The 22,390-nt window shown below is 69.5% G+C and carries 24 protein-coding genes; 17 read left to right on the top strand and 7 right to left on the bottom strand.

The genetic code is table 11. From position 1 onward, the window contains the following. Positions 1-359: 359 nt before the first annotated feature. Entirely contained in the window at positions 360-551 is a 192-nt protein-coding gene (locus CHC02_RS26445; protein ID WP_009620699.1) for an SEC-C metal-binding domain-containing protein, read from the bottom strand. A gap of 7 nt (positions 552-558) precedes the next feature. Further along, positions 559-1,044: an LEA/WHy family protein gene (locus CHC02_RS26450; protein ID WP_089394366.1), complete on the bottom strand. Its 486-nt coding sequence runs from the start codon at positions 1,042-1,044 to the stop codon at positions 559-561. Positions 1,045-1,169: 125 nt separating this feature from the next. Here CHC02_RS26450 and CHC02_RS26455 point away from each other — a divergent pair, with 125 nt between their 5' ends. Then, on the top strand, positions 1,170-1,709 hold the full coding sequence (locus tag CHC02_RS26455; RefSeq protein WP_089394367.1) for a hypothetical protein: 540 nt from the start codon (positions 1,170-1,172) through the stop codon (positions 1,707-1,709). 6 nt (positions 1,710-1,715) lie between these two features. Here CHC02_RS26455 and CHC02_RS26460 read toward each other — a convergent pair whose 3' ends face one another. The 3 genes from CHC02_RS26460 to CHC02_RS26470 form a co-directional block, all read right to left on the bottom strand. Further along, a complete protein-coding gene (locus CHC02_RS26460; protein ID WP_089394368.1) occupies positions 1,716-2,342 on the bottom strand; it encodes a trimeric intracellular cation channel family protein in 627 nt (208 codons plus the stop codon). Positions 2,343-2,463: 121 nt separating this feature from the next. Further along, positions 2,464-2,937, bottom strand: coding sequence for a YchJ family protein (locus CHC02_RS26465; RefSeq protein WP_089394369.1), 474 nt, complete (start codon positions 2,935-2,937; stop codon positions 2,464-2,466). A 2-nt stretch (positions 2,938-2,939) separates the two neighbouring features. Continuing rightward, the gene (locus CHC02_RS26470) at positions 2,940-3,428 is read right to left on the bottom strand and encodes a DUF6231 family protein (protein ID WP_089394370.1); all 489 of its coding nucleotides are present in this window, start codon (positions 3,426-3,428) and stop codon (positions 2,940-2,942) included. Positions 3,429-3,568: 140 nt separating this feature from the next. On the opposite strand from CHC02_RS26470, the gene CHC02_RS26475 reads away from it, so the two are divergent. From CHC02_RS26475 to CHC02_RS26485, 3 genes are all read left to right on the top strand, one after another. Beyond that, positions 3,569-4,195 (top strand): OmpA family protein, encoded by a 627-nt coding sequence (locus tag CHC02_RS26475; protein ID WP_089394371.1) that lies wholly within the window; start codon positions 3,569-3,571, stop codon positions 4,193-4,195. A gap of 123 nt (positions 4,196-4,318) precedes the next feature. Further along, positions 4,319-4,594 carry a DUF1145 domain-containing protein gene (locus CHC02_RS26480; RefSeq protein ID WP_089394372.1) on the top strand — a complete coding sequence of 92 codons (276 nt, stop codon included), beginning with the start codon at positions 4,319-4,321 and terminating at the stop codon, positions 4,592-4,594. Beyond that, the gene (locus CHC02_RS26485) at positions 4,587-5,351 is read left to right on the top strand and encodes a hypothetical protein (RefSeq protein WP_089394373.1); all 765 of its coding nucleotides are present in this window, start codon (positions 4,587-4,589) and stop codon (positions 5,349-5,351) included. Before CHC02_RS26480 ends, CHC02_RS26485 begins: the two co-directional genes overlap by 8 nt. Positions 5,352-5,388: 37 nt before the next feature. Here the strand turns inward: CHC02_RS26485 and CHC02_RS26490 are convergent, their stop codons facing one another. Further along, positions 5,389-5,853, bottom strand: a complete 465-nt coding sequence (locus CHC02_RS26490; RefSeq protein WP_089394374.1) for a CopD family protein — start codon at positions 5,851-5,853, stop codon at positions 5,389-5,391. Between the two features lie 108 nt (positions 5,854-5,961). On the opposite strand from CHC02_RS26490, the gene dinG reads away from it, so the two are divergent. From dinG to CHC02_RS26525, 6 genes are all read left to right on the top strand, one after another. Continuing rightward, positions 5,962-8,106, top strand: coding sequence for an ATP-dependent DNA helicase DinG (gene dinG / locus CHC02_RS26495; RefSeq protein ID WP_089394375.1), 2,145 nt, complete (start codon positions 5,962-5,964; stop codon positions 8,104-8,106). 86 nt (positions 8,107-8,192) lie between these two features. Then, complete coding sequence (locus CHC02_RS26500) at positions 8,193-10,481, top strand: beta-galactosidase (RefSeq protein WP_089394376.1); 2,289 nt, start codon at positions 8,193-8,195, stop codon at positions 10,479-10,481. 107 nt (positions 10,482-10,588) lie between these two features. Further along, the gene (locus tag CHC02_RS26505) at positions 10,589-11,734 is read left to right on the top strand and encodes a serine hydrolase domain-containing protein (protein ID WP_089394377.1); all 1,146 of its coding nucleotides are present in this window, start codon (positions 10,589-10,591) and stop codon (positions 11,732-11,734) included. Between the two features lie 265 nt (positions 11,735-11,999). Continuing rightward, positions 12,000-12,788 (top strand): OmpA family protein, encoded by a 789-nt coding sequence (locus CHC02_RS26510; RefSeq protein WP_089394378.1) that lies wholly within the window; start codon positions 12,000-12,002, stop codon positions 12,786-12,788. Positions 12,789-12,871: 83 nt separating this feature from the next. After that, complete coding sequence (gene pdxH, locus CHC02_RS26515) at positions 12,872-13,519, top strand: pyridoxamine 5'-phosphate oxidase (protein ID WP_089394379.1); 648 nt, start codon at positions 12,872-12,874, stop codon at positions 13,517-13,519. Positions 13,520-14,377: 858 nt separating this feature from the next. Beyond that, positions 14,378-15,517: a glycerate kinase gene (locus tag CHC02_RS26525; RefSeq protein WP_089394381.1), complete on the top strand. Its 1,140-nt coding sequence runs from the start codon at positions 14,378-14,380 to the stop codon at positions 15,515-15,517. On the opposite strand, the gene CHC02_RS26530 is transcribed toward CHC02_RS26525, so the two are convergent. Then, positions 15,502-15,738: a hypothetical protein gene (locus CHC02_RS26530; RefSeq protein ID WP_089394382.1), complete on the bottom strand. Its 237-nt coding sequence runs from the start codon at positions 15,736-15,738 to the stop codon at positions 15,502-15,504. The two genes, CHC02_RS26525 and CHC02_RS26530, sit on opposite strands and share 16 nt — an antisense overlap. Before the next feature lie 185 nt (positions 15,739-15,923). On the opposite strand from CHC02_RS26530, the gene CHC02_RS26535 reads away from it, so the two are divergent. The 7 genes from CHC02_RS26535 (at position 15,924) to CHC02_RS26565 (ending at position 22,294) form a co-directional block, all read left to right on the top strand. After that, positions 15,924-16,388 (top strand): outer membrane lipoprotein, encoded by a 465-nt coding sequence (locus tag CHC02_RS26535; RefSeq protein ID WP_009620666.1) that lies wholly within the window; start codon positions 15,924-15,926, stop codon positions 16,386-16,388. A 208-nt stretch (positions 16,389-16,596) separates the two neighbouring features. After that, positions 16,597-19,392, top strand: coding sequence for a monovalent cation/H+ antiporter subunit A (locus CHC02_RS26540; protein WP_089394383.1), 2,796 nt, complete (start codon positions 16,597-16,599; stop codon positions 19,390-19,392). Continuing rightward, positions 19,392-19,724: a Na+/H+ antiporter subunit C gene (locus CHC02_RS26545; protein WP_089394384.1), complete on the top strand. Its 333-nt coding sequence runs from the start codon at positions 19,392-19,394 to the stop codon at positions 19,722-19,724. The genes CHC02_RS26540 and CHC02_RS26545 overlap by 1 nt, the downstream gene beginning before the upstream one ends. Continuing rightward, positions 19,721-21,220: a monovalent cation/H+ antiporter subunit D gene (locus CHC02_RS26550; RefSeq protein ID WP_089394385.1), complete on the top strand. Its 1,500-nt coding sequence runs from the start codon at positions 19,721-19,723 to the stop codon at positions 21,218-21,220. The genes CHC02_RS26545 and CHC02_RS26550 overlap by 4 nt, the downstream gene beginning before the upstream one ends. Continuing rightward, positions 21,217-21,717 (top strand): Na+/H+ antiporter subunit E, encoded by a 501-nt coding sequence (locus CHC02_RS26555; RefSeq protein ID WP_089394386.1) that lies wholly within the window; start codon positions 21,217-21,219, stop codon positions 21,715-21,717. The genes CHC02_RS26550 and CHC02_RS26555 overlap by 4 nt, the downstream gene beginning before the upstream one ends. Continuing rightward, the gene (locus CHC02_RS26560) at positions 21,702-21,971 is read left to right on the top strand and encodes a K+/H+ antiporter subunit F (RefSeq protein WP_089394387.1); all 270 of its coding nucleotides are present in this window, start codon (positions 21,702-21,704) and stop codon (positions 21,969-21,971) included. The genes CHC02_RS26555 and CHC02_RS26560 overlap by 16 nt, the downstream gene beginning before the upstream one ends. Further along, positions 21,968-22,294 carry a Na+/H+ antiporter subunit G gene (locus tag CHC02_RS26565; protein WP_089394388.1) on the top strand — a complete coding sequence of 109 codons (327 nt, stop codon included), beginning with the start codon at positions 21,968-21,970 and terminating at the stop codon, positions 22,292-22,294. The genes CHC02_RS26560 and CHC02_RS26565 overlap by 4 nt, the downstream gene beginning before the upstream one ends. Positions 22,295-22,390: the final 96 nt, after the last annotated feature.

Raw genomic sequence — 22,390 nt, forward strand, 5'->3', positions numbered from 1 at the left:
TGCAGGTTAGAAACTGTTACCCATGTGCCTGAACCGATTTGTCACCTATGTGGGTGAGTCGTACCGGCAAGCCTTTTTGGTTACTTTTGTGGCGATTGACAAAAGTGACTCGCCCGAGGGGGCGAAACGAGAGACCTCAACGCACTCGGAGCGGCGCGCTACACCCAAACCTGACATCTTTTTTGGGGCCCGCGTTCGCGGGAATGACAAGGTCAAGGGAGGAGCGAGAGGGCAAGGTTCGCGAGCAAGCTCGCTCCTGCAGGGGCTTTTGTTCCAGCCGGGTACGAAAACGCCGTTCCCCCCTTACGGAAGAAACGGCGTTCTCGCCTAGCCCACCCGCGCCAGGCGGGGCCAGCGCCTCAGGCGCCGTGGCACTTCTTGAACTTGGCGCCGCTGCCGCAGGGGCAGGGATCGTTGCGGCCAACGTCCTTCAGCGGGTTGCGCACCGGCTCGTGGCTGTGGTTGCAGTGCGGGCCGTGCACGTGGTGGTGATGGTCATGATCATGGTCGTGGTTGCAGTCGGGACCATGCACATGGGGTTCCTGGCTCATGGGTGCCTCACTCCGGGATGAAATCGCCGGGGATTATCTCGCCATTGCGCGCGATATGCACGGTGCGGCCGAACAGCAGGCCGGTCTTCACGTCACCTTCGAGGCTGTAGCGGATCGGCTTGTCCGGGTCTTCCAGCAGCTTGACGATGTACTTCATGTGCCGCCAGAGGTTGGTCTGCACCGGCACCTCGAAGAACTGCCGGCCGTTGGCGGGCACGGTGAACCAGACGCTGGATTCGCCTTCGGCCAGGTCGACGTCGTTGAGCTTGACCTTGTAGGCCAGGCCGCGCACCGGCAGGCTGAAGTCGTTCGGGTTGTCGATACGGAAGTGCAGTGTGAATTGTTGTTCGAGCAGGCGGGCCTTCACCACGTCCACTTTCATCAGCTTCACGTCGGGGTTTTCGAAATTGCCGGTCATCCAGCTGCAGCCGGAGAGAAGCGCGAAAATCCAGACTAGGCTGATAATTCTTATCGTTTGCGCCTGATAATTCATGTCAGTCCCCCAAGACGCCCCAGTGTACCAAGCGGCTGCTTGGCCGCAAGTTGTTGTTACGTTAAAAGAAGTTGTCCCATACTGGGCCGGCCCCCGGCAGACGGGCGAACACAGGAGTGTGATGGATGAGCCGTTACGAAATCGTCTTTTCCGGTCAGACGCTTCCAGGTGCCGATCCGGAAGCGGTGAAGGCCAACCTGGCCAAGCTGTTCCAGGCCGATGCGCAACGCATCGCCCTGCTGTTTTCCGGCCGCCGCCTGGTGCTGAAGAATAACCTCGACGCGGCCGCTGCCGACAAGTACCGCGGCGCTCTGGAACGGGCCGGCGCGCGGGTCGAGGTGGTGGACATGGCCCCCGCGGTGGAAGAGATCGAGCTGGCGCCGCCGCCGGCCGAGCCCACAGCGGCACCGGCCGCGGCCACCCCGGGGCGCCTGAAGGTGGCCCCGCGCGACGAATACATGGCGGCTTTCGCCGAGGTGGACGCACCGGACTTCGGCCTGGCCCCGGTGGGCGCGGACCTGCAGGACGACAGGGCCGAGCCGCGGGCGCCGCAGGTCGACCTCAGCCAGTTCAGCCTGGCCCCGGTGGGCAGCGACATGGGCCAGGCCAGGCCGGACCCCGCTGCGCCCGCGCCCGACACCAGCCACCTGAAGCTGGCCGACTGAGCGCGCTCAGCCGTTCTGCTGGGGGTCGTCCTTGTAGACGAACTTGGGCATTTCCCAGTGGAAACGGATCGCCAGCAGGCGGAACAGGAAGCCGGCGAACAGGGTGATCAGCATGGCCTGCTCGTTGGGCAGCTCCAGCTGGATGCAGATCAGGTAGCACCAGGCGCTGGCGAAGGACACGCTGGCGTACAGCTCGCGGCGGAAGATCAGCGGCACGTCGTTGCAGAAGATGTCGCGCAGGATGCCGCCGAACACCCCGGTGATCACCCCGCTGACCGCAGCGATCAGCAGGCTGTGGCCCACCTCCAGGCCGACCTGGCAGCCGATCAGGGTGAAGGCCACCAGGCCAATGGCGTCGAGCACCAGGAACAGCGAGCGCAGGTGGCGCATCAGCGGCGCGATGAACACCGTGACCAGCGCAGCGCCTGCGGTGAGCGCCAGGTATTCCGGGTGGCGCACCCAGGTCAGCGGGTAGTGCCCCAGCAGCATGTCGCGCATCGAGCCGCCGCCCAGCGCGGTGACGCAGGCCACCAGCACCACGCCGAACAGGTCCATGCTGCGGCGCCCGGCGGAAAGCGCGCCGGTCATGGCCTCGGCGGTGATGGCGATGATGTAGAGAACGGTCAGCAGCATGGCGGGGCCCGCGAAAAAGCGCGCATTCTAGCCGAAGGGGAACATGCACCCAATGGGCGCACGCCGTGTCGTTCGTTGGTAGGGCGTACAACCGTTCGCGATCGTACGCCCTACGCTCCCTTCAGCCGATCCACGGCCCGCAGCATTTCTTCAGCTTGCCGCCGGCGCCGCACGGGCAGGGATCGTTGCGCCCGAGCTTGAGCGGCACCGTGGGGTCGAGGAAATACCAGTGGCCGTCGCGCTGGACGAAGCCGGAGCACTCGCGGTGGCTGTGTTCGCCGTTGGCGTCGTGCCAGCGCGCGATGAAGGTCACCCGCGCGTGCTCCGGCGTGCCGCCGAGCACCTCGTGGCCTTCCACCTCCAGGCCCAGCCAGGTGCTGCCCAGGCTCCAGGCGCGGATGGCGTCCAGGTCCAGGCCGGCCTGCTGGGCCGGCAGCGTGGTGTCGCGCAGGTAGTCCACCAGGCCCAGGGCGTAGGCGCTGTAGCGCGAGCGCATCAGCGCCTCGGCGGTGGCCGCCGGCTGGCCGGCGTGCAGGCGGCCGCAGCAGTCCGCCAGGGACAGGCCGCTTCCGCAGGGGCAGCTGGGCTCGGTCATGGTCACCACCAGTACTTGCCGAAGTTTTCCGGGTTGGCCCAGAACTTGGCGTTCAGCCAATCCGGGACCTGCTTGTATTCACGCAGATCGTAGGTGAACAGCGTGAGTGTCTGATCGTCGCGCTGGAAGCGTTCGCTGGCCTGCATGCCCAGGGCATAGAAGTCGATCTCGGCGACGCCGGCCTCGGCCAGGTCGACCAGCACGGCGACGCGGCTGCTGTTGAGGTTGCGGATGCCGCCGACCAGTTGCAGCGCCGCGCGGCGCTCCAGGTGTTCCAGGCAGTCGGCCAGCAGCGCCAGGTCGTAGCGCTGCGCCGCCAGTTCCGCCGGCAGGGCGCCCGCGGCGGCGCCGTGCACCTGGCAGCCGGGGTGGGCCTGGCGGAAGGCTTCCACGGCGGGGATGCCCTGGGCGCCTACCAGCAGCAGGCGTTGCGGGGCGTAGCGGTCGAGCAGGGCGGCCAGCGCCTGCTGGGGCGTGCGATCGGAAATCATCGGTGTGCGCAAACTCTCGTTCGGAATGCGCAGAGACTAGCCTGTGAACCCCTTCATGGCCTAGTGCTGGCGTATTCGTGCATCGCCGTCTTTACTCGGTAATTGTCGGTTCAGACCCATCTCACAGGAGAGACTGATATATGAGCATCAAAAGGACCGCTTTACCCCTGCTGCTGGTAAGCACTCTGCTCACCGGTTGCGCAGGGTTGCAGAAGTCCGACTGGCCGACCTGCGCTTTGGTCGGCGGTGTAGGGGGCGCTGGCCTGGGCTCCATCGAGAGCAGTGCCTGGGCGGGCTGGGGCGCGCTGATCGGCGGCGTGCTCGGCGCGTCCTACTGCTGGGTTCATGGCGAAGGCGAGAAGGTGGTCGAAGCGCCGCCGCCCGCACCGGCTCCCGAACCGGCTCCGTTGCCGAAGGAAGAGACCATCGTGGTCAGGGACCTGCACTTCGCCTTCGACTCGTCGAAGATCGACAACCGTGACAAGGACAAGCTCGACACCATCGCCACCCGCCTGAAAGGCGAGGCTTCCACCACCACGCTGGACATTTCCGGCCACACCGACAGCGTCGGTACCGATGCCTACAACCAGAAACTGTCCGAACGCCGCGCCCACGCGGTGGCCGACTACCTGGTCGATGCCGGCGTGTCCGCCAGCAGCATCAAGTCGGTGGAAGGCTACGGCGAAAGCAAACCGGTCGCCGACAACAAGACCAAGGAAGGCCGCGCGGAAAACCGTCGCGTGGAAATCCTGATCAAGCGCCAGTGACATCCGGCGTGCGTTGAAGCGAAGGGGGCCGTTGGGCCCCCTTCGTGTTTGCGCGGCAGGCTATGGCATCGTCACCCGCCTCCGGGGTATGGTGCCGGCACAAGAAATCGGGGGAGCATCTTCATGAAGGCTTTCGTAGGGCTGGGCAAGGTCGTTGCCCTGTTGTTCTGGCTGGCGGTGCTGGCCAATCTGCTGCATCCCTTCGCCCATCCGTTCGCGACCCTGCTGCAGGTCGCCGGGGGCCTGGTCCTGCTGATCCACATCGTCGAACTGCTGGCGCTGGGTTCACGCCTGAAAGGGCGCGCGCACCCCTGGCTGGACCGCATCCAGGTCCTGCTGTTCGGCGTCTTCCATTTTCTTTCGCTGCCGGCACCGGCCAAGGAGGGCAGCCATGCGTAAGCTGTTGCTGGGCCTGATGCTGCTGGCGCCGATCGAGGCCGCCAGCGCGGCCTCCGTGCAGGTGGAGGCCAACACCGTGCTGCGCCTGCCGGTGAAGGGCGAGTCCCTGAGCCTGGAGCGCGTCCGCGTGGCGGAGGGCGGCGCGCTGCTGATCCCGTCGCGGGTGAAGGTGCTGCGCATCGACGAACTCGACCTGCAGAAGAATGCCCGCCTGGGCGTGTTCCCCGGCGAGCAGCCGCTGCGCATCGAGGTCCTCCACGGCACCCTGGCCGATGGCAGCGTGATCGCCGCCCAGGGCGCTTCCGGCAGTTTCCACCGCCCGGCCAGCCCGGGGCGCACCCTGACCCTGCGCCTGCAGGACGTGCAGGTGGAGAACCTGATGGTCGACGTACGGGGCGGCGTCGGTGCGCCGGGCTACGACGGCCTCGACGGCGCCAGCGCGCGCAGCGGTGGCTGCCTGTGGGGTGGCGCGCAGCAGGGCGGCGACGGCCAGGACGCCGGCGATGGCCAGACCGGCGGCGCCGGCGGCGTGGTGCGCCTGGAAGTACCCCGGCAATTCCCCGTGGAACAGGTGAAGGTGCGCCTGGAAGGCGGCGCCGGCGGTGCCCCGGGCAAGCCGGGCAAGGCCGGCGCGCGCAGCGGCGAGAAGGGTTGCCTGCTGTACTCGGTGGACGGCGGCAAGGCCGGCCATGACGGTGGTGCCGGCAAGCCCGGCCCCAGTGGCGCCCAGGGCCGCCTGGACGTGGTGCGTTTCTGATTGAAACCGGCGCGGGCCCTGCGGCCCGCGCCAATGCTCACCAGTGCGGGCGCGCGGCGACTATCGCCACCAGCGCCAGGCCCAGCAGCAGGTTGCTGCCCACGGTGCGGCGGATGCGCCCCAGCACCGCGCCGCCGGCGGGCCAGTCGGCCGCCTCGATGGCGCGGCGCAGCTCCGGCAACTGCAGCGCCTGCACCCGCAGGAACAGCGCCAGCATGGCCACGTACAGCCCCATCATCACCTGCACGTAGCGCGGCGCGCCGGCCACGCCGTTGAAGCTCAGCTGCAACATGCCGATACCGGTTACCGGCAGCACCAGCACCGCCACCCAGACCCACACGAAGAAGCGCCGGAACACCTCGCTCCACAGCTTCAGCCGCGCCGGCGCATCCAGCGCGGCGACGGCCGCCGGGCGCAGGATCACCCAGGCGAAGAACATGCCCCCGACCCAGACCAGGGCGGCCAGGACGTGCAGGGCGTAGACGGGGGCAAAGGCGGTCATTCGGCGATCTCCGCTGGCGGTTGGAAATAAGCGCGCTATGATAGCGGCCCAATCGAACCACTGAAAATTTATCCAGCATCGGAATGTGTTCCGATGCCCGGGAACTCCATGCTCAGCAACGAACTCAAGGCCACCATCCAGGGCGCCTACACGCGCTTCCTGGAAGCCAAGGAACTCAAGCCGCGCTATGGCCAGCGCCTGATGATCGCCGAAGTGGCCAAGGTCCTGGGCACCATCCAGGCCGACGAGGAAGGCCACCGCACCGGCGAGGCCGCGGTGGTCGCCGTGGAAGCCGGCACCGGCACCGGCAAGACCGTGGCCTACAGCCTGGCCGCCATCGCCTGCGCCAAGGCCGCCGGCAAGCGCCTGGTGGTCGCCACCGCCACCGTGGCGCTGCAGGAGCAGATCGTCCACAAGGACCTGCCCGACCTGCTGCGCAACAGCGGCCTGGCCTTCAGCTTCGCCCTGGCCAAGGGCCGCGGCCGCTACCTGTGCCTGTCCAAGCTCGACCACCTGCTGCAGGAGGGCCAGGCGCAGAACGCCACCGCCCAGTTGTTCGAGGAAGAGGGCTTCCGCATCGACGTCGACGAGAGCGGCACCAAGCTGTTCAACCAGATGATCGAGCGCCTGGCCGGCAACCGCTGGGACGGCGACCGCGACTCCTGGCCGGAGGCCATCGAGGACGCCCATTGGGCGCAACTGACCACCGACCATAGCCAGTGCACCAACCGCCACTGCCCGAACTTCCAGCAGTGCGCCTTCTACAAGGCGCGCGAGGGCATGACCAAGGTCGACGTCATCGTCACCAACCACGACCTGGTGCTGGCCGACCTGGCCCTGGGCGGCGGCGCCATCCTGCCGGACCCGCGCGAGACCATCTACGTCTTCGACGAAGGCCACCACCTGCCGGACAAGGCCATCGGCCACTTCGCCCACTTCACCCGCCTGCGCGCCACCGCCGACTGGCTGGGGCAGGTGGAGAAGAACCTCACCAAGCTGCTGGCGCAGAACCCGCTGCCCGGCGACCTCGGCCGGCTGATCGAGCAGGTGCCGGAGCTGGCCCGTGAGCTGCGCACCCACCAGCAGTTCATGTTCACCGCCTGCGAGGAGATCGGCGACTTCCGCGCCGGCGAGGACATGGAAGGCCGCGAACGGCCGCGCCACCGCTTCGAGGGCGGGGTGGTCCCCGAGCACATCCGCGAGATGGGCATCGAGCTGAAGAAGGGCTTCGCCAAGCTCACCGACCTCTTCACCCGCCTCACCGAACTGCTCAAGCAGGCCATGGACGGCGAGGGCACCGCCGGCGTCGCCAGCTACCAGGCCGAGGAATGGTACCCGCTGTTCGGCAGCCTGCTGTCGCGCGCCCAGGGCAACTGGGAACTGTGGACCGCCTTCACCTGCGAAGACCCTGAAGACAGCCCGCCCATGGCGCGCTGGCTGACCCTGGCCGAAAGCGGCACTTTCTACGACATCGAGGCCAACGCCAGCCCGATCCTCGCCGCCGAAACCCTGCGCCGCAACCTGTGGAACGTCGCCTACGGCGTGCTGGTGACCTCCGCCACCCTGACCGCCCTGGGCACCTTCGACCGCTACCGCATGCGCGCCGGCCTGCCGCGCGCGGCGGTCACCGCCGTGGTGCCCAGCCCCTTCCACCATGCCGAGGCCGGCGTGCTGCGGGTGCCGGACCTGAAGGCCGACCCGCGCGACGCCGCCGCCCACACCGCGGCCATCGTCCGCGAGCTGCCGGCCATGGTCGAGGGCGCGCGCGGCACCCTGGTGCTGTTCGCCTCGCGCAAGCAGATGCAGGAAGTCTTCGACGGCCTGGAGCGCGACTGGCGCAAGCGCGTGCTCATCCAGGGCAACCTGTCCAAGCAGGAGACCCTCAACAAGCACAAGGCCCGCGTGGACGACGGCGAGCCCAGCGTGCTCTTCGGCCTGGCCAGCTTCGCCGAGGGCGTCGACCTGCCGGGGGCCTACTGCGAGCACGTGGTGATCGCCAAGATCCCCTTCGCAGTGCCGGACGACCCGGTGGAGGCGGCGCTGTCGGAGTGGATCGAGGCGCGCGGCGGCAACCCCTTCATGGAGATCGCCGTGCCCGACGCCTCGCTGCGCCTGGTGCAGGCCTGCGGGCGCCTGCTGCGCACCGAGCAGGACCGCGGCACCATCACCCTGCTGGACCGCCGGGTGGTGACGCAGCGCTACGGCAAGGCCATCCTCAACGCCCTGCCGCCGTTCCGCCGCGAGATCGCGTAGGGCGCGGCACCCGGTACAGGGGGCGGCGCGCCGTCCCCGCTCGCAAACCCCGGCGGCGCCCGGCGCCGCCCCAAGGACAAGGTTGCATGCGTTCACTCCGTTGGCATCTGCCCCTGCTGTTCAGCCTGAGCCTCGCCAGCGCCCCGCTGTGGGCCGCGCCCAGCGACGACACCCTGTTCAACTTCGTCAAGCCGATGGCCGTGGTGCACGTCGGCCTGCAGGACGCCGACCTGCCCAGCGCCACCGCCGAGGCCACGCCCGAGGGCGAGATCCTGCGGCGGGTGAAGTTCCACCCGGCGGCCCGCCCCACGCTCACCCTCAAGCCCGCCAGCGGCAGCTGGGACTGGTCCCGGGCCGACGCCATGAGCCTGCGCATCCAGAGCGCCATGGACTGGGCGCTGACCCTGGAGATCGACATCGACAACCTCGACGGCACGCCCGGCCTGCACGCCAGCGTCGCGCTGCCCCCGGGCCCGGCGCAGACCCTGCTGGTGCCGCTGCAGGCCACCGCGCCGCAGCTGTTCGGCATGCGCGCCGGAGTGCCGATGCCGATGACCCTGGACGGCCAGCGCGTCATCGTCGCCCCGGTGGTCACCGGCGAGCTGCAACGCAACAAGGTCGGCGCGGTGCGCATCTACCTGAACGGCCCGAAGGCGGCCCAGGACATCCTCGTCGGCCGCTTCGGCACCCGTTCCGGCGGCGACGAGCCGCGCCGGGCCTACACCGGCATCATCGACGCCTACGGCCAGTCCACCCGCAGCGACTGGCCGGAGAAGGTGAAGAGCGTCGAGCAACTGGCCAACGCCTGGAAGGCCGAAGGCGAGCAACTGAAGAAATGGCAGGCCCACGCGCAGCCCACCGACACCTTCGGCGGCCTGCTGGAAGGCCCGGACTTCCAGGCCACCGGCTTCTTCCGCACCGAGAAGCGCAACGGCCGCTGGTGGCTGGTGACGCCGGACGGGCACCCGTACTGGTCCCTGGGCGTGAACACGGTGAACAGCGAAAGCAGCCAGACCTACGTCGAGGGCCGCGAATACATGTTCACCGAGCTGCCCCGCGACGGCGAGCCGCTGGCCGACTTCTACGGCCAGAGCGACGACCGCGACGGCGTCGGCGCACAGCAGGGCAGGGCCTTCGGCCACGGCCGCTGGTACGACTTCTACGCCGCCAACCGCTACCGCGCCACCGGCGGGCTGAGCGGCCAGCAGGCCGCCGACGCCTGGCTGGAGCGCACCCTGGCGCGCCTCGGCGCCTGGGGCTTCAACGGCCTGGGCAACTGGAGCCAGCCGGCCTTCGCCGGCGCCTCGCGCATCCCCTACAGCCTGCCGCTGGCCATCGGCGGCGACTACGCCACCGTCAGCACCGGCTACGACTGGTGGGGCGCCATGCCCGACCCCTTCGACCCGAAATTCGCCATGGCCGCCGAACGCGCCATCGCCATCGCCACCCGCGACCACCGCGAAGACCCCTGGCTGCTCGGCTACTACGCCGACAACGAGCTGGCCTGGGCCGGGCAGGGCCGCGACCCGCGCAACCACTACGCCCTGGCCTTCGGCGCGCTGGCGCTGTCTACCGACAGCCCGGCCAAGCGCGCCTTCATCAAGCAGCTCAAGGACAAGTACCACGAGCACGAGGCCCTGGCCGAAGCCTGGGGCGTCGAGCTGGGCGCCTGGGAAGACCTGGACGCGCCGGGCTACCAGGCCCCCGCGGTGCAGGCGGAACACCCGGCCATCGAGCAGGACTACAGCGCCTTCCTGCGCCTGTACGCCGACCAGTACTTCAGGACCCTGCGCGACTCCCTGAGCTGGCACGACCCCAACCACCTGCTGCTGGGCGGGCGCTTCTCGGTGAACACCCCGGAGGCCCTGGCCTCCTGCGCGCAGTATTGCGACCTGCTGAGCTTCAACCTCTACGCGCCGACGCCGCAGCAGGGCTATGACGCCGCCTACGTGCGCAGCCTCGACAAGCCGGTGCTGATCAGCGAGTTCCACTTCGGCTCGCGCGACCGCGGCCCGTTCTGGGGCGGCGTCTCCGAGGTGTACAACGAGCAGCAGCGCGGCGAGCGCTACCAGCAGTTCCTCGCCGCCGCGGTGAAGGACCCGCAGATCGTCGGCGCGCACTGGTTCCAGTACCTCGACCAGCCCGCCAGCGGCCGCCTGCTCGACGGCGAGAACGGCCACATCGGCCTGGTCGGCATCACCGACCTGCCGTTCGCCGGCTTCATCGACGCGGTGCGCAAGGGCAACCAGCAGGTGATGAAGGCCATGCTGGAAGAGGCCCGCGCCGCCGCCAAGGCGGCGCCCGAGGCACCTGTGCCGCGGGTCGACCCGGACGCCACCGCCAGCGCCGCGCAGCAGGCGCCGGCGGTGCAATAGAACGGCATTCGCCGCGGCCATGATGGCCGCGGCCCTACCCAGGTCGGGTTCACAAGCCGGCGGGGGGCTGGAAGAATGCGCCTTTCGCCCACAGCCCGGAGTGCCCCATGCCCCTGCAAGGCCATTGCGACAGCCGCTTCACCCCCGTAGCCGACGCCTTCGCCGCGCTCTTCGAGGACCCGCAGGAGCGGGGCGCCGCGCTGTGCATCCAGGTCGGCGGCGAGACCCTGGTGGACCTCTGGGCCGGCAACGCCGGCAAGGACGAGGGCCAGGCCTGGCAGGCCGACACCCTTCTCAACCTGTTCTCCTGCACCAAGACCTTCGCCGCCGTGGCCGCCCTGCAACTGGTGGGCGAGGGCCGCCTGGAGCTGGACGCCCCGGTGGCGCGCTACTGGCCGGAGTTCGCCGCCGCCGGCAAGCAGGCCATCACCGTGCGCCAGTTGCTCTGCCACCGCGCCGGGCTGCCGGCGCTGCACGAGATGCTGCCCGCCGAGGCGCTGTACGACTGGCGGGCGATGACCGCCGCGCTGGCCGCCGACACACCCTGGTGGGCGCCGGGCAGCGAGCATGGCTACGCGCCCATCACCTATGGCTGGCTGATCGGCGAGGTGATCCGCCGGGTGGATGGCCGCGAGCCCGGCGCCGCCATCGTCGAGCGCACCGCCAGGCCCCTGGGGCTGGACTTCCACATCGGCCTGGACGATGCCGAGTTCCCCCGCGTGGCGCACATCGCCCGGGCCAAGGGCAACCTCGGCGACGCCGCGGCGCAGCGCCTGCTGCGCACCCTGATGAGCGAGCCGACCGCCCTGAGCACCCGCGCCTTCACCAACCCGCCGTCGATCCTCACCAGCACCAACAAGCCCGAGTGGCGGCGCATGCAGCAGCCGGCAGCCAACGGCCACGGCAATGCCCGCGCCCTGGCCGGCTTCTACGACGGCCTGCTGCAGGGCAGGCTGCTGGATGCCGCGCTACTCGCCGAGCTGACCTGCGAGCACGCCCGCGGCGAGGACCGCACCCTGCTCACCAGCACCCGCTTCGGCCTGGGCTGCATGCTCGACCAGCCGGAGCTGGCCAACGCCACCTACGGCCTCGGCCCGCAGGCCTTCGGCCACCCCGGCGCCGGTGGCTCGGTGGGCTTCGCCGACCCCGAGCGCGGCCTGGCCTTCGGCTTCGTCACCAACACCCTCGGCCCCTACGTGCTGATGGACCCGCGCGCGCAGAAACTGGCGCGCATCGCCGGCGACTGCCTGTGAAAGCCGCAGGCCAGGCGCCCCGCGGCGCCTGGCCGACGAAGCGGCGGAACCTTCCGTCGCGGCTCCGCTCGAATGGCGACTTCATGGGGAAATACCGCCGGCGTTGGCCGCGGTTTTCCCCCGCTGATAGGGTCGGGGTTTCACCGCTCGTCAGTTGAAGAGCAAAATACCTATTTCCCTTAGTAAGTTATGTTCGAATCCTGATTCGCGACATTAACTTGTGTCCGCCCCTGTTGCCCCAAGACCGTCCAATGGAAGTCCGCCCATGAGACTGCTCAAGCTTTCCACCCTGTCCCTCTGCGTCGCCCTGGGCGCCTGCAGCCACTTCCAGTCCCAGGACGCCGCCGCGCCGGCGCCCAGCCAGGCCAAGGCCGAGGGCGGCAGCCACTGGTGGTGGCCGTTCGGCGATTCCGCGGCCAGCGCCCGGGCCGAGGCCAAGGCTCCCGCCGAGGCGCCCCGTCCGGTGGTGGCCCAGGTGGATGCGGCCACCGACAAGTCGGCCGGCGGCCACTGGTGGTGGCCCTTCGGCGATTCCGCCTCGGCCCAGGCCAAGGCGGAAAACCCGGTGGCCGCGCCCAGCGCCCAGGACACCAAGGCCTGGCTGGACCAGTACGAAGCCTCGGTGCGCGCCGCCGTGGCCGGCAGCAAGTTCAGCGTCGAACGCCGCGACAACGCCCTGGTGCTGACCGCGCCGGTGGACGGCTCCTTCAATCCCAAGCGCCCGGAACTGCTGCTGCCGATCACCCTGGCGCCGCTGGCCAATGTCGCCAAGGTGGTCGAGAAGGACCAGCAGGCCGGCGTGTTCATCCTCGGCCACAGCGACAGCAGCGGCGACAAGGCGACCAACGACAAGGTCAGCCAGCAGCGCGCCGTGGCCATCGCCGCGATCTTCCGCCTCAGCGGCCTGGGCAACGACCGCCTGCGCTACAAGGGCGTCGGCGACGCACAGCCGATCGCCGACGAGAAGACCAAGGCCGGCCGCGCCAAGAACCGCCGCGTCGAAGTCATGCTGACCCCCCGCGGCGGCCTGCTGGCCCTGGCCCAAAGCAACTGAAGCCACGTGGCGCTTGTCGCCGGTCAAGCAATCCCGCTTTCCACTGGTTAAGCTATGGCACTGGCTTTCCTGAGGAGACGACGATGGCCCAGACCCTGGCCGACATGCGCCGCGAATACACCCGGGACGGACTCTGCGAGACCCAGGCGCCCGCAGAGCCCTTCGTCCTGTTCCAGCAATGGTTCGAGGACGCGGTGAAGACCGAGCAGTTGCCGGTCGAACCCAACGCCATGACCCTGGCCACGGTGGACGCCGACGGCCAGCCGCATTGCCGCGTGCTCCTGCTCAAGGGGCTGGACGACCGCGGCTTCACCTTCTTCAGCAACTACGACAGCGCCAAGGGCGAGCAGCTTGCGGCCAACCCGCGCGCGGCCATGACCTTCTTCTGGCCGGCGCTGGAGCGCCAGGTGCGCATCGAGGGCCGCGTGGAGAAGGTCTCGGTGGAAGAGTCCGACGCCTACTACCGGGTGCGTCCGCTGGGCAGCCGCCTGGGCGCCTGGGCCTCGCCGCAGAGCCGGGTGATCAGCGGCCGCGAGGAACTGGAGCGGATGCTGGCGGAGACCGAGAAGCGCTTCATGGACGTCGCCCCGCACTGCCCGGACCACTGGGGCGGCTACCGTCTGCTGCCGCAGCGCCTCGAGTTCTGGCAGGGCCGCCCGAGCCGCCTGCACGACCGCCTGAACTACCGCCTGGTGGACGGCGCCTGGCAACGCGAGCGCCTGGCGCCCTGAGCCCCGCACGGCACTTTTCGTAGGATGGGTATCGCTTCGCTCAACGCCATCCTACGCTGGCTCGTACAAAGCTCCGCGCCCTCCTATGTAGGAGCGCGCCCTGCGCGCGAATCGCGGGCAGGGCCCGCTCCTACAATTTGCCGTGAAGCACGGGCTCTCCGTAGGAGCGGACTCTGTCCGCGATTTGGCGGATAACGCCGTAGGCGTTATGCGCCCTACGAACTATCGCGAACACGGGGAACCAGGGTTCGCGAGCAAGAACTAGGCGTCCCCCTCGATCCTACGAAAAGCAAAAGCGCTTTTGCTCTGGCGTTTGGACTTCCAGAGAAACAACCGAGCGCACCGGAACGCCCCTTCAGAAGGCCGAGCGAAACCGGCGCTCAGGAGGTCATGCGACATGGATGTCGCGAGAGCCCCGATCAGCACAGGGACGTGCTGTCGGGGCGGGCCTCCGTGGCGGGGGAATTCGTGAGGGTAGCCCGGCTTCATCGGGCCCGTATGGCGGGGCAAGCCTTCTTGGTTACTTCTTTGGCGTTTGAAAGAAGTGACTCGCCCGAGGGGGCGAAACGAGAGACATCAACGCACTCGGAGCGGCGCGCTACACCCAAACCCAATAGACAGTTGCTCCTACAGGCGTAGGGCGTACAACCGTTCGCGGTTGTACGCCGTTACACCCATTCCATCATCGACACCATGGTCGAGCCGAACCCGCAGTCCGCCCCGGTTCCCGGCATGAGTCCGAGTGGGATACGGCCAAGGTCAAGCAGCGGATAACCGCGAACGGTTATTCGCCCTACAGGGAAACCGTTGGTAATGCGGTGTAGGATGCCTCCTCTCGCCCTGCCCACGGACCGCTCCATGAAACTCGTCATCGCCCCCGACTCCTTCAAGGAAAGCCTGTCCGCCCCCGAGGTCGCCGCTGCCATCGCCCGAGGCTGGTCGCGGGCGCGGCCGCTCGACGAGATCCTGCTGCGGCCCATGGCCGACGGCGGAGAGGGCACCGTGGATGCGGTGCTGGCGGCCACCGGCGGCGAACGCCGCGAATGCGAGGTGCGCGGGCCGCTGGGGGCGCCGGTGCGGGCCCATTGGGGCTGGCTGGAGGAGGGCACCGCGGTGATCGAGATGGCCGCCGCCAGTGGCCTGCACTGGGTGGCGCCGGCGCAGCGCGATGCGACGCGCACCACCAGCTACGGCACCGGCGAACTGATCCGCGCGGCGCTGGATGCCGGGGCGCGCAAGATCATCCTCGGGCTCGGCGGCAGCGCCACCAACGATGGCGGCATGGGCCTGCTGCAGGCCCTGGGCGTGCGTTTCCTCGCCACGAGCGGCGAGCCCCTGGGCGACGGCGGCGCGGCCCTGGCCGAACTGCACGAGATCGACCTGGCGGGCCTCGATCCGCGCTTGGCCGAGGTCGAGGTGGAAGTCGCCGCCGACGTGAACAACCCGCTGTGTGGCGAGCACGGCGCCTCGGCGGTGTTCGGCCCGCAGAAGGGCGCCAGCCCCGAGCAGGTCCGCCAGCTCGACGCCGCGTTGGCGCGTTACGCCGAAGTCGCCGCGCGCACCCTGGGCCAGGACCACAGCCTGTTCCCCGGCGTCGGCGCGGCGGGCGGCCTGGGCTTTGCCGCGCGGGCCTTCCTCAAGGCGCGCTTCCGTCCCGGCGTGGAACTGGTGGCAGAAGTTTCCGGCCTGGCCGGGGCGCTGCATGGCGCCAACCTGGCGATCACCGGCGAAGGCCGCCTGGACGAGCAGAGCCTGCATGGCAAGACGCCGATCGGCGTGGCCCGGGCGGCGCACGCCGCGGGCGTCCCGCTGATCGCCCTGGCCGGCAGCCTGGGGCCGGGTTACGGGCGCCTGCACGAGGCCGGCATCGCCGCGGCCTTCAGCCTGGTGCCGGGGCCCGTCAGCCTGGCCGAGGCCATGGCGGGCGCCGCGGAGGAACTTGAGGCGCGCGCCGAGGAACTGGCGCGCCTGTGGAGCCTGGCTCAGCCGGCGCGGTAGTCGTCGGCGGCGCGCTGCAGCCATGCCGGCAGGTCGCTGCGCGACACGCCTTCGTCACGGGCCAGTTGCAGGCAGTGCAGCAGGTATTCGCGCTTTTGCGGGTCGTCGCCGGCCAGCGACAGCGCCAGGTCGCGGTCCATCCAGCGGCGGATGCGCACGAACAGCCACCAGTGGAAGTACAGGCCGGCGGCGGTGGTGACGACGATGATGAAGTAGTCCATGGGGCCTTCCTCGCGGGGATGCTGACCTTACCCCAGGCGGAACGGAGGATGAACGTGCGCTTTTGCCGCAGCTGTAGGAAGAAGCTGTACGGTGGCTGAATCGAACGAAAACTTTGATTTGGCCGGCGTGACAGCAAGGGGCGCGGCAGAGTCTAATATTCACATATCTATCCGGAGGTTTCCGTATGCGTAAATCCGCCTTCCTGCTCGCCGGTTTCACTGCAGTGGCCCTGGCCCTCGGCGGCTGCCAGTCCAGCCTGACCGGCGACACCTACAGCCGTGACGAGGCCCGCACCGTGCAGAACGTACGCTGGGGCACCATCGAAGCCCTGCGCCCGGTGAAGATCGAGGGCACCAAGACGCCGATCGGCGCCGCGGCGGGCGCCGCCGTGGGCGGTATCGGCGGCAGCGCCATCGGTGGCGGCAAGGGCAGCTACGTGACCGCCATCATCGGCGCCGTGGCCGGCGGCCTGCTGGGCGCGGCCACCGAGGAAGGCCTGACGCGCACCCAGGGCGTGGAGATCACCGTGCGTGAAGACGACGGCAGCTCCCGCGCCTATGTGCAGGAAGTCGACCAGGGGGCCATCTTCCGCGTCGGCGAGCGCGTGCGCATCCTGACCGTCAACGGCACCAGCCGCGTTTCCCACTGATCGCTCCGCCCGTCCGGGCGGCAACGGCTCCTGGCGCGCGACCCCGGTTTCCGGTGTCGCGCGCTATCGTTTCCGGACACCGCCTTTCCCGTTCCCAGCCTTTCGTAATAGTTCTATCCAAGACGCGCGTTCGATAGATATGGATAATCGCTCGGCTCCACGGCTTTCCTGGTAAGTCAGCCGTGTCTGAAAGATTAAGGAGAAGGTCATGATGCTGGCGCTGTTGATCGCGCTGCCTTTCCTGGGCTGTTGCCTGCCGGTGTTGTTCGAGCGCCTGGGCCGCAATGCCTGCGCCGCGGCGGCGGCCGTCGCCCCGTTGCTGGGCCTGGGGCTGCTGTTCGCCCAGCGCGGCGTGCTCGGCGGCGAACGGCTGCTGGCGCGCTACGACTGGCTGCCGGAACTGGGCCTGAACCTCAGCCTGCGCCTGGACGGCCTGGGCTTCCTGTTCGCCCTGCTGATCCTCGGCATCGGCCTGCTGGTGATCCTCTACGCCCGCTACTACCTCTCCGAGCGCGAGCCCACCGGGCGCTTCTACGGCTTCCTGCTGCTGTTCATGGGCGCCATGCTCGGCGTGGTGCTCAGCGAGAACCTGCTGCTGATGCTGGTGTTCTGGGAACTCACCAGCCTGTCGTCGTTCCTCCTGATCGGCTTCTGGAACCACCGCTCGGACGCCCGCCGCGGCGCGCGCATGGCCCTGGCGGTCACCGGTGGCGGGGGCCTGGCGCTGCTCGCCGGCATCCTGCTGATCGGCCAGGTGGTGGGCAGCTTCGAGCTGAGCGACGTGCTCGCCGCGCGCGGGGTGCTGCAGGCCAGCGCGCTGTTCCCGCTGATCCTGGTGCTGGTGCTGCTGGGCGTGTTCACCAAGTCGGCGCAGTTCCCCTTCCACTTCTGGCTGCCGCACGCCATGGCGGCGCCCACGCCGGTGTCGGCCTACCTGCACTCGGCGACCATGGTGAAGGCCGGCGTGTTCCTGCTGGCGCGCCTGTACCCGGCGCTGGCCGGCAACGACCTGTGGTTCTACCTGGTGGGCCTGACGGGCCTGGCGACGCTGCTGCTGGGCGCCTTCCTGGCGCTGTTCCAGAACGACCTCAAGGGCCTGCTGGCCTACTCGACCATCAGCCACCTGGGCCTGATCACCCTGCTGTTCGGCCTGGACTCGCCCATGGCCAACGTCGCGGCGATCTTCCACGTCATCAACCACGCCACCTTCAAGGCCTCGCTGTTCATGGCCGCGGGGATCATCGACCACGAGACCGGCAGCCGCGACATGCGCCGCATCAACGGGCTGTGGAAGTACATGCCGCACACCGCGGTGCTGGCCATGGTGGCCTCGGCGTCCATGGCCGGGGTGCCGCTGCTCAACGGCTTCCTCAGCAAGGAGATGTTCTTCGGCGAGACCCTCTCGCAGAACATGGCTGGCGCCTTCAACTGGCTGATCCCGACCCTGGCCACCGTCGCCACGCTGTTCTCGGTGAGCTACTCGGTGCGCTTCATCCACGACGTGTTCTTCAACGGCGAGCCGGTCGACCTGCCGAAGACGCCTCACGAGCCGCCGCGCTACATGAAGGTGCCGGTGGAGATACTGGTGGGCCTGTGCCTGCTGGTCGGCATGGCCCCGGCCTGGACGGTGGCGCCGCTGCTGGCCGCGGCCGCCTCGGCGAGCCTGAACGGCGCGCTGCCGGCCTACAGCCTGGCGATCTGGCACGGTTTCAACGCGCCGCTGGCGATGAGCCTGATCGCCCTGGTCGGCGGCATCGCCCTGTACCTGCAGCGCCGGCCGCTGTTCGCCTGGTTCGCCGGCCTGCCGGCGGTGGACGCCAAGGAGGTGTTCGAGACGCAGGTGCAACGGCTGGCGGGCTTCGCCGGCGGCCTCACCGCCCTGCTGGAGAACGGTTCGCTGCAACGCTACGTGCTCTGGCTGCTGCTGGCCGCGCTGGTGGTGGTCTGCACCGGCCTGGCGGGCCTGCCCGCGCTGGCCGGCAGCCGCGCCTTCGTCGAGGTCGACCCGGTCACCGCGCTGTGCCTGGCGCTGCTGGCCCTGGCCGGGCCGCTGACCGCGGTCTTCCACCGCCAGCGCCTGGTGGCGCTGGTGGTGCTGAGCATCGCCGGGCTGCTGGTGGCCCTGGCCTTCGCGCGCTTCGCCGCGCCGGACCTGGCGCTGACGCAACTGGCGGTGGAAGTGGTGACCATGGTGCTGCTGATGCTCGCGCTCTACTACCTGCCGCAGCGCACGCCGAAGGAAAGCAGCAGCCTGCGCGGCCTGCGCGACTTCCTGGTGGCCCTCGCCTGCGGGGTGATGGTGGCGCTGCTGGCCTACGCGGTGTTCAGCCGGCCCTACGACAGCATCGCCGGCTACTACCTGCAGCACAGCGTTTCCGGGGGCGGCGGGCACAACGTGGTGAACGTCATCCTCGTGGACTTCCGCGGCTTCGACACCCTGGGCGAGATCAGCGTGCTGGCCATCGCCGCGGTGGGCATCTTCGCCCTGCTCGACGGCCTGCGCCTGCCGCGCCGCGCGCGCGACGCCGAGGGCCTGGCCTGGTCGGCCGACGCCCACCCGCCGATCCTCGCCACCCTGGCCCGGCTGCTGCTGCCGCTGGCGCTGCTGGTGGCGGTGTTCATCTTCCTGCGCGGGCACAACCTGCCGGGCGGCGGCTTCATCGCCGGGCTGGTCACCGCGGTGGCGCTGATCCTCCAGTACATCGCCTGCGGCAGCCGCTGGGTGCGTACCCGCCTGCCGCTGAGCTATTCACGCGGGGCGGGGCTGGGGGTGTTCGTCGCTGGCCTCACCGGCCTGGGCAGCTGGGCCTTCGGCTATCCGTTCCTGACCTCGTCCTTCGGCCACTTCCAGCTGCCGCTGGTGGGCGAGTTCGAGCTGGCCACGGCCATGCTCTTCGACCTGGGCGTCTACCTCACGGTGGTGGGCGCGACCCTGTTGATCCTCGCCGGCCTCGGCGAGCTGAACGCGCCGCCCGAGCCGGCGCCGGCCAAGGAGGCCCGCTGATGGAAGCGCTGTTCGCCATCACCCTCGGCCTGCTCACCGCCAGTGGCGTGTACCTGCTGCTGCGCGCGCGCACCTTCCCGGTGGTGCTGGGCCTGACCCTGATCTCCTACGCGGTGAACCTGTTCCTCTTCGCCATGGGCCGCCTGGCCGGCGAGCCGGCGGTGCTGGGCCAGGTGGCCCATCCCGGCGACCCGATCCCGCAGGCGCTGGTGCTGACCGCCATCGTCATCGGCTTCGCCATGACCGCCTTCGTCATCGTCCTGGCCCTGCGCGGGCTGGCCGAGACCGGTGACGACCACGTCGACGGCAAGGCGCGGGAGGCGGGCGAATGAACCATCTGCTGATCGCCCCGATCCTGCTGCCGCTGTTCGCCGGCTGCCTGCTGCTGCTCGTCGGGCACGCCTCGCGCGCCGCGCGGGGGCTTTCGCTGCTGGCCACCCTGGCGCTGTTGCCGCTGAGCGCGCTGCTGTTGCAACAGGCCGCCGGTGGCCAGGTGCAGTTCTACGCCCTGGGCAACTGGCAGCCGCCGTTCGGCATCATCCTGGTGCTCGACCGCCTGAGCGCGCTGATGCTGCTGGCCAACGCGCTGCTGGCCAGCTTCGCGCTGCTGTACGCGCTGCGCGGCGACGACCGCCGCGGCAAGCACTTCCACGCGCTGTTCCAGTTCCAGTTGCTGGGCCTCAACGGCGCCTTCCTCACCGGCGACCTGTTCAACCTCTTCGTGTTCTTCGAGATCCTGCTGATCGCCTCCTACGCGCTGCTGCTGCACGGCGGCGGGGCAGGGCGGGTGCGCGCCGGGGTGCACTACGTGGTGCTCAACCTGGTGGGCTCGGCGTTCTTCCTGATCGCCGTGGGCGTGCTCTACGGCGTGACCGGCACCCTGAACATGGCCGACATGGCTGGCCGCGTGGCCCAGCTGGGTATGGCCGATGCGCCCCTGGTGCGCGCCGCGGCGCTGCTGTTGCTGGTGGTGTTCGGCCTCAAGGCGGCGCTGCTGCCGCTGTACTTCTGGCTGCCGCGCGCCTACGCCGAGGCCAGTGCACCGGTGGCGGCGCTGTTCTCGATCATGACCAAGGTGGGCATCTACTCCATCCTGCGGGTGTACACGCTGATCTTCGGCGACCACGCCGGCGAGCTGGCCAACCTGGCCCAGGCCTGGCTGTGGCCGCTGGCCCTGGCGGGCATCCTGGCCGGCACCTTCGGGGCGCTGGCGGCCACCCGCCTGCAGGGCCTGCTGGCCTACCTGGTGGTGGTGTCCGCCGGCACCCAGCTGGCGGTGCTGGCGCTGGGCTCGGCGCAGTCCCTGGCGGCGCTGCTGTTCTACCTGCTGCACAGCACCTGGGTGGTGGGCGGGCTGTTCCTGCTCGCCGACCTGATCGCCCGCCAGCGCGGCGACAAGGCCGGCCTGCTGGTGCAGGGCCCGGCGCTGCTGCAGCCGCAGCTGCTGGGCGCGTTGTTCTTCGTCGGCGCCATCGCGGTGGCCGGCCTGCCGCCGTTCTCCGGCTTCTTCGCCAAGCTACTGATCCTGCGTTCGGCCAGCGGCGGCGAGGCCCTGGCGCTGTGGGCCATCGTTCTGAGCAGCGGCCTGCTGGTCACCGTGACCCTCAGCCGCGCCGGCAGCACGCTGTTCTGGAACACCGGGCGCAGCGTCCTCGGCAGCGCCGAGCGTGATCCGCTGCGCCTGCTGGCTGCGGTGGCGCTGCTGGCCTCGGCGGTGCTCCTGGTGCTGTTCGCCAAGCCGCTGCAGGCCTACCTGCAGGCCACGGCGGAACAGTTGCTGGACGTCGACCTCTACCGCCGGGCGATCCTGGCCGGAGGTGGCGCATGATCCGCCGCCTGCTGCCGCATCCGCTGCTCAGCCTGTGCCTGCTGCTGGGCTGGGTGCTGCTGGTCGACGACTTCTCCTTCGGCCACTGGCTGCTCGGCGCCGTGCTCGGCCTGGCGTTGCCGCTGCTGTGCCGCGACATGCTGCTGGCGCCGCTGCGCATCCAGCGCCCGGGCCTGCTGCTGCGCTTCATCGGCCTGGTGCTGTACGACATCGTCATGGCCAACCTGCAGGTCGCGCGCCTGGTGCTGGGGCCCACCGGCAAGCTGCAGCCGGGCTTCGTCGAGGTGCCGCTGGACCTGCGTGAGGACCTGCCCATCGCCATCCTCGCCAGCGTCATCACCCTGACCCCCGGCACGGTCTCCGCCGACCTCAGCGCCGACCGCCGCAGCCTGCTGGTGCACGGCCTCGACGTGCCCGACGCGCAGGCCCTGGTGGCGGACATCAAGGCGCGCTACGAGGCGCCGCTGAAGGAGGTGTTCGAATGCTCGCCTACGTGATCCCGCTGTGCCTGGCGCTGATCGCCCTGGCCCTGCTGCTGACGGTGGCGCGCCTGGTGCGCGGGCCGAGCGCGGCCGACCGCATCCTGGCGCTGGACACCCTGTCGGTGGAGGCCATCGCGCTGATCCTGCTGTTCGGCATCTGGCGCGGCAGCGGCCTGTACTTCGAGGCGGCGCTGCTGATCGCGGTGATGGGCTTCGTCAGCACCGTGGCGCTGTGCAAGTTCCTGCTGCGCGGAGACATCATCGAATGAACCTGTTCGTGGAAATCCTTGTCAGCGCGCTGCTGCTGGGCGGCAGCCTGTTCGCCCTGCTCGGCGCCGTGGGCCTGTACCGCCTGCCGGACTTCTACACGCGCCTGCACGCGCCGACCAAGGCCTCGACCCTCGGCGTGGGCGGCGTGGCGCTGGGTTCGCTGCTGTATTTCAGCAGCGGCGGCGGCGTGAGCCTGCACGAGGTGCTGATCACCCTGTTCCTGTTCATCACCGCGCCGGTCAGCGCCCACCTGCTGGCCAAGGCCGCCATGCAGGCGCGCCTGCCGCGCACGCCGGGTACCCGCGGGGAGCCTTGGGAGTAGGACCACTCCTTGGGGGGAGCGGATTTATCCGCGATCATCCGTCGCTGTGAACGGGGCAGGTGAATGCGTAGGGCGTTCGCGGTTATCCGCCGCTGG

Origin of the sequence: Pseudomonas delhiensis (assembly GCF_900187975.1) — a bacterium.
Classification (GTDB): Bacteria; Pseudomonadota; Gammaproteobacteria; order Pseudomonadales; family Pseudomonadaceae; genus Pseudomonas; species Pseudomonas delhiensis.